We start from the raw sequence: 13,557 nt of genomic DNA, 5'->3' as shown, positions 1-13,557 counted from the left end.
CGCAGGGCCTGACGGGACGGGGCCCTGCGACCGTGGCACCGCCGGGTGGTCAGGCCAGGGCGGCCAGGGCGGCGTGGACCATGACGCGCACGCCGACCAGCAGGGCGCGTTCGTCCAGGTCGAAGCCGGGCTGGTGGAGGTCCTTCTGCTTGCCGACGCCGTCCCAGACGCCCAGGCGCGCGAACGAGCCCGGCACGTGTTCCAGGTACCAGCCGAAGTCCTCGCCGCCGGAGGACTGCTCCGTGCCGGCCAGCGCGTCCTCGCCCAGCGCCGCCTCGACGCCCGCGCGCAGCAGCATCGTGCTCTCGCGGTCGTTGACGACCGGTGGGACGCCGCGCCGGTGGTGCAGGTCGAAGCCGACGCCGGTCGGGGCCAGCAGGGCGCCGACCAGTTCCTTGATCAACGGCTCCAGCTCGGCCCAGATGTCGCGGTCGCCGGTGCGCAGCGTGCCGCGCAGCACGCCGTCCTGCGGCACGGCGTTCGGGGCCTCCCCCGCGTGCACCGCGCCCCACACGAGGACGGTGCCCGAACGGGGGTCGACGCGCCGTGACAGCAGGCCCGGCAGGCCCGTGATCACGGTGCCGAGCGCGTGCACGAGGTCCGCCGTCAGGTGCGGCCGGGACGTGTGGCCGCCGGGCGAGGTGAGGCGCAGCTCCAGCATGTCGCTGGCCGACGTGATCGCGCCGATCCGGGTGCCGATGCGGCCGACCTCCAGCCGCGGGTCGCAGTGCAGGCCGAAGATGCGCTCCACGCCGTCGAGGCCGCCCGCCGCCAGCACGTCCAGCGCACCGCCCGGCATGACCTCCTCGGCGGGCTGGAACACCAGCCGGACCCGTCCGGGCAGCTCGGTGGCCGAGGCCAGTGCCAGCGCCGCGCCCAGCAGCACGGTGGTGTGCGCGTCGTGCCCGCAGGCGTGCGCCACGCCGTCCACTGTGGACGAGTAGGGCACGCCGGTGTTCTCCGGCAGCGGCAGCGCGTCGATGTCCGCGCGCAGCGCCACGCAGCGCGGCCCGGAGCCGACGTCGCAGACCAGGCCGGTCCCGCCGGGCAGGACGCGCGGTTTGAGGCCCGCCGAGCGCAGCACGTCGGCGATCAGCTCGGTGGTGGCGTACTCGTGCCGGGAGAGCTCCGGGTGCGCGTGGATGTGCCGGCGCCAGGCGACGACCTCGGAGGCGTTCGCCGCGAGCCAGTCGTCCAGCCACGAGGGTCCGCGACCCTCACCGGGATCATCCACAGGGGCAATGCTGACCCCACGATCGGTCAACAGCACCTCGGCACCCTCCTCCGGTAGACGCGAGTCCAGGACCGTCATGCCACACCCGCCAGCAGTCGAGAGCGCTGCGCACCGTCGGTGGCAGCGGAAATAGAGGTCCAGGCGAGTGCGAGCGCCCCGTCGAGCACAGCTCGGTCGGCCGAGGCCGACGCACAGGCGGTCGCGAACTCGATTTGGTGGTTCACCGCGTCTCCGCAGTCGATGGCGATGGTCGGGTGGATGGCCGGCAGCGCACGGGTGATGTTGCCCATGTCGGTGCTGCCGATCTTCTCCTTGAGCTCCTCCTCGGGGCTCAACGGATGCCTGCCCAGCTCGATCGCGGCACGCCGGTAGGCGTCCGCGAGCCACGGGTCCGGGGTCAGCTCGGCGTACACCGGGGAGACCTTCACGACCTCGTGGGTGCAGCCGGTGGCGACGGCGCCGGCCTCGAAGCAGCGGTTCATCCGCTCCTCCAGCCGGCGCAGCGAGTCGAGGTCGTCGGCGCGCAGGTCGAACATCGCCGACGTGCGCGCGGGCACGATGTTGGGCACGGTGCCGCCGCGGGTGACGATGCCGCTGACCATCTGGCCCGGCTCCAGGTGCTGGCGGGCGAGCCCGATGGCGACCTGGGCGACCGTGATCGCGTCGGCGGCGTTCACCCCCAGGTGGGGCGCGGCGGCGGCGTGCGACGGCTTGCCGGTGTAGTGCACCTCGACGTCGGTGATCGCGAGCGAACGCGCGGCCACGGCCTCGTAGGGGGCCGGGTGCACCATCATCGAGAACGCCACGTCGTCGAATACCCCGCGTTCGAGCATCAGCACCTTGCCGCCGCCGACCTCCTCGGCGGGGGTGCCGATCACCCGGATGGTGAGGCCCAGCTCGTCGGCCAGGTCGCGCAGCGCGAGCGCCGCCCCGGTCGACGCGGCGGCGATGACGTTGTGCCCGCACGCGTGGCCGATCTCGGGCAGCGCGTCGTACTCCGCGCACAGCCCCAGCACCAGCTCGCCGGTGCCGAACGAGGCGGTGAACGCCGTCTCCAGGTCCGCGACGCCGCGGTCCACCTCGAAGCCCTCGGCGGCCAGCAGGTCGGCGACCTTGGCCGCGCTGCGGTGCTCGGCGAACGCCGGCTCGGGCTCCGCGTGGATGCTGCGGGAGAGGCCCACCAGCGCATCCGAGTACCGCTCGACGGCGGAGCGTGTGCTCATCTTGATGTCGGTACCCATTGCGTCCATCCTGCATCACGGTCCGGCGGGCACGTCGCACCCCTGGTTGATCAACCGGCAACCGGTCGCGGCGATGCGCCGAGCGGTGCGCGATTTTCGGTCAGACCGATCACGTCCGCGCGGCCGTGCGCGCTCACGCAGGCCATGCTAAGAGGCGACCACATGCCGCCTCAGTGTTCCCACTGGCTGGGAATCACCCGGACTTGCGCCCGGCCTTCCACTTCGACCACCGCTTCTTGTTGCGCCAGTACACGAGGGCGAACAGCAGCACCGCGATACCGCCGATCCACAGCTTCCGCCGGGTCTCGTCGCCCGAGGCGGGCTGCTGCTCCTGGGGCGCGTCGAGGTCCGGGCCGGGCGGCACGGTGCCCTCCGGCTGGACGGTGGCACCGGGCTCGAGGGTCTGCGTCGGCTGGGCCGCGAAGTGGGGCGCTGTCGTCGCGGCTACGCCTGTGCCCGACACGGTGAGGACACCGGTCAGCACGAACAGGCACACCGCGAGCACAGATCGCCACATGAACGCCAAGCCTAGCCACCGCCTTTCGTGGTTACCACTGTCGGTGGTCATCCAAACCGGCATTCGTTCACGTGCGGTGAGCGAAAGAACTCGTTCCGTCCCTGCTCCGGGCCCTCATGCCTGCGCGCGGAACGCGGCCAGGATCCGTTCGGCGGCCAGCGTGGCGGTCAGCTCGCCGGCGCGCACCTGCCGTTCCACCTCGGGCACGACCGAGCGCACGCCGGGCGCCGCGCGCAGGCTCGTGAGCAGCTGGTCGTGCACCATGGCCCAGGTCCAGTCGACCTGCTGGCGGCGGCGCCGCTCGGCCAGCCCGCCGTCCTCCTCCAGGGTGTCCCGGTGCCGGGTGACCTGCTCCCACACGGTGTCGAGCCCGGAGCCGTCCAGCCCGCTGCACGTGAGCACGGGCGGGTGCCACGGCGCGTCCGGCGGGCGCAGCAGCCGCAGCGCGCCGGCCAGCTCGCGGGCGGCCTTGCGGGCGTCCGGCTCGTGCGGGCCGTCGGCCTTGTTCACCGCGATCACGTCGGCCAGCTCCAGCACGCCCTTCTTGATGCCCTGGAGCTGGTCGCCGGTGCGGGCGAGGGTGAGCAGCAGCGAGCAGTCGGTCATGTCGGCCACGGCGACCTCGGACTGGCCCACGCCGACCGTTTCGACGAGCACCACGTCGTAGCCCGCGGCTTCGACCAGCACGATCGACTCGCGGGTCGCCTTGGCCACGCCGCCGAGCGTGCCGGAGGTCGGCGACGGCCGGATGAACGCCGCCTCGTCGACCGCGAGCCGCGCCATCCGGGTCTTGTCGCCGAGGATCGAGCCGCCGGTGCGGGTGGACGACGGGTCGACCGCCAGCACCGCCACCCGGTGGCCCCGGGCGGTCAGCATCGACCCGAACGCGTCGATGAACGTCGACTTGCCCACGCCGGGCACGCCGGTGATGCCGACGCGGTGCGCGCGGCCCGAGTGCGGGAGCAGTTCGACCAGCAGCTCCTGCGCCGACGCGCGGTGGTCCGGGCGGGTCGACTCGACCAGCGTGATGGCCCGCGCCAGCGTGCCGCGGTTGCCGGCGAGCACGCCCTTGGCGTACGCGCCGACGTCGACCGGCCTAGCCATCTCGTCCCGGCAGGTCGTCGTGGCCCAGCTGCTCGGCGAGCCTGCGCAGCAGGTCGCCCGCCGCGTCGGCGATGACCGTGCCGGGCGGGAAGATCGCCGACGCGCCCGCCTCGCGCAGCGCGTCGAAGTCCTGGGGCGGGATCACGCCGCCGACCACGATCATGATGTCCTCGCGGTCCAGTTCCGCCAGCGCCGAGCGCAGCGCGGGCACCAGCGTGAGGTGCCCGGCGGCCAGCGACGACACCCCGACGATGTGCACGTCGGCCTCGACGGCCTGGCGCGCGACCTCCTCCGGGGTCTGGAACAGCGGGCCGACGTCCACGTCGAAGCCGAGGTCGGCGAACGCGGTCGCGATCACCTTCTGGCCGCGGTCGTGCCCGTCCTGGCCCATCTTGGCGACCAGGATGCGCGGCCGGCGGCCCTCGGCCTCGGCGAACGCCTCCACCACCTCGCGCGTCGCCTCTACGTCGGACACCGAGCCGGCCTCCTCCCGGTACACCCCGGTGATGGTGCGGATCTGCGCGGAGTGCCTGCCCCACACCTTGCCCAGCGCCTCGGAGATCTCGCCGACGGTGGCCTTGGCGCGGGCCGCGGCGATGGCCAGCTCCAGCAGGTTGCCGTCCGAGCCCGCCGCGTCGGTCAGCGCGGTCAGCGCGGAGTCCACACCGGACTGGTCGCGCTCTGCGCGCAACCGGGCCAGCTTCGCCAGCTGCTGGGCGCGCACCCCGGCGTTGTCGACCTTGAGCACGTCGATCTTCTCGTCGAACTCGACCTGGTACTTGTTGACGCCGATCACCGGCTGCCGGCCGGAGTCGATGCGCGCCTGGGTGCGCGCGGCGGCCTCCTCGATGCGCAGCTTGGGGATGCCCGCGTCGATGGCCTGCGCCATCCCGCCCGCGGCCTCGACCTCGGTGATGTGCGACCACGCGCGGCGCGCCAGGTCGTGCGTGAGGCGTTCCACGAACGCGCTGCCGCCCCACGGGTCGATCACCCGCGTCGTGCCGGACTCCTGCTGGAGCAGCAGCTGGGTGTTGCGGGCGATGCGCGCGGAGAAGTCCGTGGGCAGGGCCAGCGCCTCGTCCAGCGCGTTGGTGTGCAACGACTGCGTGTGCCCCTGGGTGGCGGCCATCGCCTCGACGCACGTGCGGGCGACGTTGTTGAACACGTCCTGCGCGGTGAGCGACCAGCCGGACGTCTGGCAGTGCGTGCGCAGCGACAGCGACTTCGGCGACTTGGGGTCGAAGCCCTTCACGAGCTTCGCCCACAGCAGCCGGGCGGCGCGCATCTTGGCGACTTCCATGAAGAAGTTCATGCCGACCGCCCAGAAGAACGACAGCCGGGGCGCGAACGCGTCGATGTCCAGCCCCGCGTCGCGGCCCGCCCGCAGGTACTCCACGCCGTCCGCGAGCGTGTAGGCCAGCTCCAGGTCGGCCGTCGCGCCGGCTTCCTGCATGTGGTAGCCGGAGATGGAGATCGAGTTGAACTTCGGCATCCGCCGCGAGGTGAACGCGAAGATGTCCGAGATGATCCGCATGGACGGCTTCGGCGGGTAGATGTAGGTGTTGCGGACCATGAACTCCTTGAGGATGTCGTTCTGGATGGTCCCGGCGAGCTGCTCGGGCGCCACCCCCTGCTCCTCGGCGGCGACGACGTACAGCGCCAGGATCGGCAGCACCGCGCCGTTCATGGTCATCGACACGCTCATCCGGTCCAGCGGGATGCCGTCGAACAGCTGCCGCATGTCGTAGATCGAGTCGATGGCCACGCCCGCCATGCCGACGTCGCCCGCCACGCGGGGGTGGTCGGAGTCGTAGCCGCGGTGGGTGGCCAGGTCGAACGCGACGGAGAGCCCCTTCTGGCCGGCCGCGAGGTTGCGGCGGTAGAAGGCGTTGGACTCCTCGGCGGTGGAGAACCCGGCGTACTGCCGGATGGTCCACGGCTGGTTGACGTACATCGTCGGGTAGGGGCCGCGCAGGAACGGCGCGATGCCCGGGTAGGTCTCGAGGAAGTCGAGGCCCTCGGTGTCGGCGGCCGTGTAGACGGGTTTGACGCCGATGCCCTCGGGGGTCTCCCACGCCAACGCGTCCGCGCCCTTGCCCGTCGCCTCCTGGAGCGCGGCGTGCCACCGCGCGGCGTCGGCGGTGGTGGCGGGCTCGCCCAGCTCGACGTCGGCGAAGTTCGGGATCATCGCTGGACTCCAAGGGATTCGAACGTGCGCTCGAGCACGTCCAGCGCCGGGCAGCCGGTGAAGACGTGCTCGTCGACTTCCGCGCCCGCGTCGGAGGACGCGGAGGCCTTCCCGGCCAGCAGGATCCGCTCCGCGCCCGCTTCGCGCAGCGCGCGCGCCACCGGCGCGGCCAGTTCGGCGTAGCCGGCGTCGCTGCCGCACAGGCACGCGACCCGGGCGCCGCTCTCGCGGAACCTGGCGACCACGTCCCGCACCGTCTCGGTGGGGCCGGCGTTCGGCGTTTCGATGCCGCCCGCCTGGAACAGGTTCGCCGCGAACGTGGCCCGCGCGGTGTGCGCGGCGACCGGGCCGAGGGTGGCGAGGAAGACCTTCGGGCGTTCGGGGCTCGCGTCGGCCGCGTCGCGCAGCGCCTCGAAGTCCTGGGCGTAGCGGATGCGCGGCAGCGGCCGGTGCTCGGGCCCCGGAACTGTCGGACCCCTCTGGGAGGATGAATCCAGGGGACCCCCTGGCGGGGACTCCTGCGAAGCACGTCCTGCCGGGGACTCCTGCGGGGCGCGCCGGTCGCCCGGTTCCGCGGGGGCGGGCGGGCGGATCACCGGCTGCTCGGCCAGGTTCGGGAACTCGCTGACGCCGGTCAGCGCGTCGGTCCGGTCGGCCAGGTTCGCCCGGCGGCGCTCCCAGGTGGCCGCGATCCGGTCGGCGACCAGGTCGAACGCGGCGGGCAGGCCGCCGGCGGCCTCGATCTCGCGGAACCAGGCCCACGCGGCGCGCGCGAGGTCGTCGGTGAGCCGCTCCACGTACCAGGAGCCGCCCGCCGGGTCGATCACGCCGGCCAGCTTCGACTCCTCCAGCAGCAGCGACTGCGTGTTGCGGGCGATGCGGCGGGCGAAGTCGTCGGACAGGCCGATCGCGTGGTCGAACGGCAGCACGGTCACCGCGTCCGCGCCGCCCAGGCCCGCGCCGAAGCAGGCCACGGTGGTGCGCAGCATGTTCACCCACGGGTCGCGGCGGGTCATCATCGCGGGCGAGGTGACGGCGTGCTGGAGCTGCGGGCTCGGCGCGCCGGCGACCTCGGTGACCCGGGCCCAGAGCCGCCGGGCGGCCCGGAACTTGGCGATGGTGAGGAACTGGTCGGCGGTCGCCGCGTACCGGAACTCCAGCAGCCGCGCCGCTTCGGCGACGTCCAGCCCGGCCTCGGTCAGGTGCCGCAGGTACGCCACCCCGGCGGCGAGGGACGCGCCCAGCTCCTGCGCGTCCGAGCCACCGGCCTCGTGGAACGGCAGGCCGTCCACCACGAGCAGCCGCAGCCCGGGGAACCGGCGGGTCCGGTCGAGCAGGTCGGTCACGGCGGCGAAGTCGGCCGGCTGCCCGGTGCGGGCCCGGACGCCCAGCGGGTCCGCGCCGACGTTGCCCCGCACCTCGTCGGCGAGCACCGGCCGCCCCTCCCAGACCCGCAGCACGGCCCGCCCGGCTTCGAGGAAGTCCGGGCCCGCGTCCACGACCACCGGCGCGAGGTCCAGGTAGACGTCGGCCAGCACGTCGTCGTAGGTCGACGGGTCGAGCCCCTTGAGCCACAGCGACGTGACGCCGTTCTCCAGGTCGGCCGCCACCGCCTCGCGGTCGGGCGCCCGGTGCTGCTGGCGCACGTCCCAGCCCTCGACCGGGCCCTGCGGCCGACCGCCCCGGGTGAACGGGGCCAGGCCGGGGAAACCGGGGTCCGGCGCCCGGTCGGCGGCGGTGTAGAGCGGCTGCACGGCGATGCCGTCGTAGGTGGTGGTGACCAGCGACCCGAAGTCGGCGCCGGACTTGCGCAGCACCCCTCGGACCAGGTCCAGCCACTGCTCGCGGTCAGGGCTGGTGAATTCGGCGGCCAACGCCAACTCGCCTGACGGCTCCATCATGCTCCGCAGTGTTACTCACCAGTAGTGCGACGGCTATGTGAGGTTCACCGCCGTGAACGATGCAGACGCCAGTCTTCCACGCTGGTGAATGATGGCCCAGTGGAATCCGAGCGACTGATCGCCGGCCGCTACCGCCTGCGGCACGTCCTGGGGCGTGGCTCGATGGGCACCGTCTGGGCCGCGCACGACGAGGTGCTGCGGCGGGACGTCGCGGTCAAGGAGATCCTGCGCCCGGCGGGCGGCCCGGACGACGAGGACGAAGTCCTTCGGGAACGCACGCTGCGCGAAGCCCGGTCCGCGGCGGCCCTCGCCCACCCCAACCTGGTGACGTTGTACGACGTGGTGCAGGTCGACGGCGACCCGTACGTGGTGATGGAGCTGGTGCCGTCGTCGTCGCTGGCGGAGGTCGTGCGGCAGCGCGGTCCGCTGACCGACGTGCAGGGCGCGGTGGTGGCGGACGCGGTGGCCGCCGCGCTGGAGGCCGCGCACCGGGCCGGGATCACGCACCGCGACGTGAAGCCGGGCAACGTGCTGGTCGCCGACGACGGCCGGGTGAAGCTGACCGACTTCGGCATCGCCCGCAACGTCGCCGAGGCCACCCTGACCAGCCGCGGGATCACGTTGGGCACGCCCGCGTTCATCGCGCCGGAGGTGGCGGCGGGCGCGGCGGTGTCGTTCGCCGCGGACCAGTGGTCGTTGGGCGCGACGCTGTTCGCCGCGATGACCGGGCAGCAGCCGTACGAGGGCGCGAACGTGCTGCAGACGATCAACCAGGTGGTGCACGGCGACGTGCCGTCGGCGTCGGCCTGCGGCGCGCTGGAGGCGGTGGTCGCGGGGCTGATGGTGAAGGCGCCGGACGAGCGGACGGCGTTGGCCGAGGTGCGGCGGCTGGTCCGGCCGCTGCTGCCCGAACCGGGCACGGACGTGTTCCCGGCGACGGCGGCCACCCGCCCGGTGGTGGAGGTGGTGCGGCCGGCGCCGGTCAAGGCGCCGGTGCCGCCGGAGACGCCGCTGGCCGCCGACCCCGGTCCGCTGCCGTTCGCGGTGGCGCACGCCCCGACGCGCGAGCTGACCCGCCGGCCGGGGTTGTCGGCGCTGGTGGCGTTGTCGGCGGCGGTGCTGTTCGCGATCGGCAGCGCGTCCGGCTTCGCCCTGACCAGGACGGTCGCCGGCGCGCCGCTGCTGCCGCCGCCGCCCGTGGAGGCCACGTCACCGCCCGCGGTCACCGAGACGCCGTCGTTGCTGCCGACCACGGCGTCGGCCGCGGCGGCGAAGGGCGAGCAGGGCGCGGAGTTCACCATCGAGGTGGGGCCGGACTGGACCAGCTTCCTGGAGCAGCGGACGAACAACGGGCTCGGCCCGAGCACGGCGGTGCACCTGGTCTCGCCGAACGGGTGGTACGAGGTGACCGTGCAGCGGTTCCCGGACTACTACGAGCGCAACGTGATCGACGACTACCTGCGGCTGGTGCGGTCGAGGTGGGCGGAGGACCAGTACTTCGGCGAGACCCGGGAACCGACCGACCCCCTGCCGCCGGGTGGGAAGGAGGCGGCCGTCCAGTACAGCTACCGGACCGTGGAGCGGGCCACCCCGCTGTCCCGCGGCACCGTCTCCCCCGGCCCCGACCTGCGCCGCAGCCGCTACTCGCGGGTGCTGCCCCGCGGCGACGACCTGTGGGTGGTCGAGGTCGTCGTGCCGACCGAGCAGGAGGAGACGGGCCGCAGCCGGCTGTTCGACACGATCGCGCCCACGTTCCGGGTGAACGACTAGGTCCCGGGTGGGCGCGGCGATCCCCGGCGGTGATCGCCCGGCGGACCACCGACCGCCCGTCGTCCCGGTCGTCGCGGCACTGCGGGCAACGGGGACAGGCGGCGATTAGGCTCGCGGCGTGACCGGTATCAGTGAGAACACCACCCCCGAGGCCCTGGCCACCGACGCGGCCAAGGCGTTGGCCGAGCGGACCGGGGTGGACAGGCACGACATCGCCGTCGTCCTCGGGTCGGGGTGGCGCCCCGCCGCCGACCTCATCGGCGAGCCCACCGCCGAGGTGCCCATGGGCGAGCTGCCCGGGTTCGAGGCGCCCACCGCCGTCGGCCACGGCGGCACCGTGCGGTCGGTGCGCGTCGGCGACAAGAACGTGCTGGTCATGCTCGGCCGGACGCACGGGTACGAGGGCAAGGGCGTGGCCAAGGTCGTGCACGGCGTGCGCACGGCCGCCGCGGCGGGCGTCGGCACGGTCGTGCTGACCAACGCGGCGGGCGGGCTGCGGCAGGGCATGGCGGTCGGCCAGCCGGTGCTGATCAACGACCACCTGAACCTGACCGCGTCGTCACCGCTGGTCGGCGCGCGGTTCGTGGACCTCACCGACCTCTACTCCCCTCGCCTGCGCGACCTCGCCCGGGAGATCGACCCGTCGTTGGAGGAAGGCGTCTACGCGGGCCTGCCGGGACCGCACTTCGAGACGCCCGCCGAGATCCGGATGCTGCGCACGATGGGCGCGGACCTGGTCGGCATGTCCACCGTGCTGGAGGCCATCGCGGCCCGCGCGGAGGGGGTGGAGGTGTTCGGCCTGTCGCTGGTGACGAACCTGGCCGCGGGCATCACCGGCGAGCCGCTCAACCACGAAGAGGTGCTGGAGGCGGGCCAGGCGGCGGCGAGCCGGATGGGCGCGCTGCTGCGGGAGCTGGTGACGCGGGCATGACCCTCGCCCCGGCACTGCGCGACGCCGCGTTCCGCTGGATCGCCGACGACCCCGACCCGGCGACGCGCCTGGAGCTCCAGACCGTCGTGGCGCGGGCGATGGGCGGCGACGCCGCCGCGGCCGACGAGGTGGCCGACCGGATGGCGGGCCCGCTGACGTTCGGCACGGCGGGGCTGCGCGGCCCCGTGCGGGCCGGGCCGAACGGGATGAACCGGGCCGTGGTCGTCCGCACCACGGCCGGCCTCGCCGCGTGGCTCAAGGCGCACGGGCACGTCGGCACGGTGTTCGTCGGCCGGGACGCGCGGCACGGGTCGGAGGACTTCGCGGCGGCGGCGGCCGGTGTGCTGGCGGGCGCCGGGTTCACCGTGCGGGTATTGCCGAGGCCGTTGCCGACGCCGGTGCTGGCGTTCCTGGTCAAGCGGCACGGCGCGGTGGCGGGCGTGCAGATCACCGCGTCGCACAACCCGCCCGCGGACAACGGCTACAAGCTGTACCTGGCCGGTGGCGGCCAGATCGTGCCGCCGGAGGACCGCGAGATCGAGGCGGCGATCCGGGGCGTGCCCGCGGCCGTGTCGGTGCCGCTGTCGGACGACCACCTGCCGGTGTCGGACGCCGAGGTGGACGAGTACCTGGAGCGGGTCGCGTCGCTGCCGCGCGGCGTGCACCGCGACCTGCGGGTGGCGCTGACGCCGATGCACGGCGTCGGCGGCGCGACGGCGGTCGACGCGTTGCGGCGGGCCGGGTTCACCGACGTGCGGGTGGTGCGCGAGCAGGCCGTGCCCGACCCGGAGTTCCCGACCGTGGCGTTCCCGAACCCGGAGGAGCCGGGCGCGGCGGACCGGCTGCTCGCGCTGGCGGCGGCGGAGGACGCCGACCTGGCCATCGCCCTGGACCCCGACGCCGACCGGTGCGCGCTGGGCGTCCGCGAGCGGGACGGGTCGTGGCGGATGCTGCGCGGCGACGAGACCGGCGTGCTCCTCGGCTCCCTGGTGCTGTCCACAGTGGAGAGCCCGGACCCGTTGGTGGCCACCACGATCGTGTCGTCGTCGTTGCTGAAGTCGATCGCGCGGGCGCACGGTGCGCGTTACGCGGAGACGTTGACCGGGTTCAAGTGGTTGGTGCGCGCGGGCGACGGCCTGGTGTTCGCCTACGAGGAGGCGTTGGGCAACTGCGTCGACCCCGCGCACGTCAACGACAAGGACGGCATCTCGGCGGCCGTGGTCGCGTGCGACCTGGCGGCCGGGCTGAAGGCGTCCGGCCGCACCCTGCTGGACGCGCTGGACCAGCTCGCCGTCGACCACGGCCTGCACCTGACCGACCAGGTGTCGCTGCGGTTCACCGACCTGAGCCGGATCGGCGCGTTGATGGCCCGGTTGCGCGCCGCGCCGCCCGCGGGCTTCGCGTTCGAGGACCTGCTGCCCGGGGCCGACGTGGTCCGGCTGACCGGCGAAGGCGTGCGGGTGGTCGTGCGGCCGTCCGGCACCGAACCGAAGCTGAAGGCGTACCTGGAGGTCGTGGAACCGGTGTCCGACGACCTGCCGGCCGCCCGCGCGCGGGCCCGGGACCGGCTGGCCGCGCTGCGGGCTCAGGTGTCCGAGCTGCTCGCGGACTGAGCGGTCACGACGCCAGGGCGATCAGCAGGCACAGCACGGCGACGGCGAGCGCACCGCCCGCCACCAGGTAAGGACGCCTGGTCGGCGGGCTCACCGGGCGCGGCCTGTGCTGCGTGACGGCGGCCACCGAGATGCGGCCGGAGATGTAGCTGGCGGTGCAGAGCGCGACGCCGGTCGCGAGGATCATCGTGTTGACGTCCCACGGGCTGTGGTCGACCCCCGGCCACAGGGCGATGAAGACCAGCGGCAGGCCGATCAACCCCACCCCGATCCCGACCCCCGCGCCCCAGGTGATCCGCCGGTTCCGCTTCATCGTGGCGATGCTGCGAGTTTCCATGACTCCCTCCCGGTCACTACCCACTGTAAGACGTGCGACGGCCCCGCCGGTTCCGCGCACCACTTGTCGATCTTGCTACGCCGACTGCCGCGCCCGTCACCCGGCCACTCGCCCACGGCGCTGACCAGGTGGAACGGCTCGCCGGACGTGATCGGTGACGCCGAGCGGTTGCCGCGCCGTGCCGATCGCGGCAACCTGGGCCGCGTGCCCCGCCTGCTGATCGTGCACCACACACCGTCGCCCGCCATGCAGGAGCTGTTCGAGGCGGTGCTGGAGGGGGCGACCGACCCCGAGGTCGAGGACGTCGAGGTCATCCGGCGGCCGGCTCTCTCGGCGACCGCGTCCGACGTGCTCGGAGCCGACGGCTACCTGCTCGGCACACCCGCCAACATCGGCTACATCAGCGGCGCGCTCAAGCACTTCTTCGACACGATCTACTACCCGTGCCTGGACGCCACGCGCGGTCGGCCGTTCGGGGCCTACGTGCACGGCAACCTGGGCGCGGAGGGCGCGCTGAAGGCGTTGCGGGACATCACGGCCGGGTTGGGGTGGCGGCCGGTGGCGGAGACGCTGAGCCTCGCCGGCGCGCCGGACGCCGACGCCCGGGAGCGGTGCCGGGAGCTGGGCGCCACGGTCGCCGCGACGTTGACGTGATCACCGACGGCCCGGTCCATAACACCCCGATGTGATCGGTAACGCCCGGCATCCCTCCTCCGACAGA

The 13,557-nt window shown here is 73.6% G+C and carries 11 protein-coding genes; 4 read left to right on the top strand and 7 right to left on the bottom strand.

Annotation, left to right across the window (positions count from 1 at the left end; translation table 11 throughout):
• Positions 1–49: 49 nt before the first annotated feature.
• From EDD40_RS27260 to EDD40_RS27235, 6 genes are all read right to left on the bottom strand, one after another.
• On the bottom strand, positions 50–1,312 hold the full coding sequence (locus EDD40_RS27260; RefSeq protein WP_123745450.1) for a M20 family metallopeptidase: 1,263 nt from the start codon (positions 1,310–1,312) through the stop codon (positions 50–52).
• Positions 1,309–2,475: a M20 family metallopeptidase gene (locus EDD40_RS27255; RefSeq protein ID WP_123745449.1), complete on the bottom strand. Its 1,167-nt coding sequence runs from the start codon at positions 2,473–2,475 to the stop codon at positions 1,309–1,311. The genes EDD40_RS27260 and EDD40_RS27255 overlap by 4 nt, the downstream gene beginning before the upstream one ends.
• Positions 2,476–2,668: 193 nt before the next feature.
• Complete coding sequence (locus EDD40_RS27250; protein WP_148088930.1) at positions 2,669–2,992, bottom strand: superantigen-like protein SSL4; 324 nt, start codon at positions 2,990–2,992, stop codon at positions 2,669–2,671.
• Positions 2,993–3,106: 114 nt separating this feature from the next.
• The gene (meaB, locus tag EDD40_RS27245; RefSeq protein ID WP_123745447.1) at positions 3,107–4,096 is read right to left on the bottom strand and encodes a methylmalonyl Co-A mutase-associated GTPase MeaB; all 990 of its coding nucleotides are present in this window, start codon (positions 4,094–4,096) and stop codon (positions 3,107–3,109) included.
• Positions 4,089–6,284 (bottom strand): methylmalonyl-CoA mutase, encoded by a 2,196-nt coding sequence (gene scpA / locus EDD40_RS27240; protein ID WP_123745446.1) that lies wholly within the window; start codon positions 6,282–6,284, stop codon positions 4,089–4,091. Before scpA ends, meaB begins: the two co-directional genes overlap by 8 nt.
• Positions 6,281–8,185 carry a methylmalonyl-CoA mutase family protein gene (locus EDD40_RS27235; RefSeq protein WP_425471262.1) on the bottom strand — a complete coding sequence of 635 codons (1,905 nt, stop codon included), beginning with the start codon at positions 8,183–8,185 and terminating at the stop codon, positions 6,281–6,283. Before EDD40_RS27235 ends, scpA begins: the two co-directional genes overlap by 4 nt.
• A 99-nt stretch (positions 8,186–8,284) precedes the next feature.
• Here EDD40_RS27235 and EDD40_RS27230 point away from each other — a divergent pair, with 99 nt between their 5' ends.
• The 3 genes from EDD40_RS27230 (at position 8,285) to EDD40_RS27220 (ending at position 12,499) form a co-directional block, all read left to right on the top strand.
• Positions 8,285–9,955 (top strand): serine/threonine-protein kinase, encoded by a 1,671-nt coding sequence (locus tag EDD40_RS27230; RefSeq protein WP_170185212.1) that lies wholly within the window; start codon positions 8,285–8,287, stop codon positions 9,953–9,955.
• A gap of 118 nt (positions 9,956–10,073) precedes the next feature.
• Positions 10,074–10,886, top strand: coding sequence for a purine-nucleoside phosphorylase (locus EDD40_RS27225; protein WP_201437585.1), 813 nt, complete (start codon positions 10,074–10,076; stop codon positions 10,884–10,886).
• Entirely contained in the window at positions 10,883–12,499 is a 1,617-nt protein-coding gene (locus tag EDD40_RS27220) for a phospho-sugar mutase (RefSeq protein WP_123745444.1), read from the top strand. Before EDD40_RS27225 ends, EDD40_RS27220 begins: the two co-directional genes overlap by 4 nt.
• 4 nt (positions 12,500–12,503) lie before the next feature.
• On the opposite strand, the gene EDD40_RS27215 is transcribed toward EDD40_RS27220, so the two are convergent.
• On the bottom strand, positions 12,504–12,836 hold the full coding sequence (locus EDD40_RS27215) for a hypothetical protein (RefSeq protein ID WP_123745443.1): 333 nt from the start codon (positions 12,834–12,836) through the stop codon (positions 12,504–12,506).
• 204 nt (positions 12,837–13,040) lie between these two features.
• Here EDD40_RS27215 and EDD40_RS27210 point away from each other — a divergent pair, with 204 nt between their 5' ends.
• The gene (locus tag EDD40_RS27210) at positions 13,041–13,490 is read left to right on the top strand and encodes a flavodoxin family protein (RefSeq protein WP_123748309.1); all 450 of its coding nucleotides are present in this window, start codon (positions 13,041–13,043) and stop codon (positions 13,488–13,490) included.
• Positions 13,491–13,557: the final 67 nt, after the last annotated feature.

This window comes from Saccharothrix texasensis (assembly GCF_003752005.1).
Lineage (GTDB): Bacteria > Actinomycetota > Actinomycetes > Mycobacteriales > Pseudonocardiaceae > Actinosynnema > Actinosynnema texasense.
Note: the sequence above shows the minus strand (reverse complement) of the source record. Positions and strands in the feature narration are given on the sequence as shown.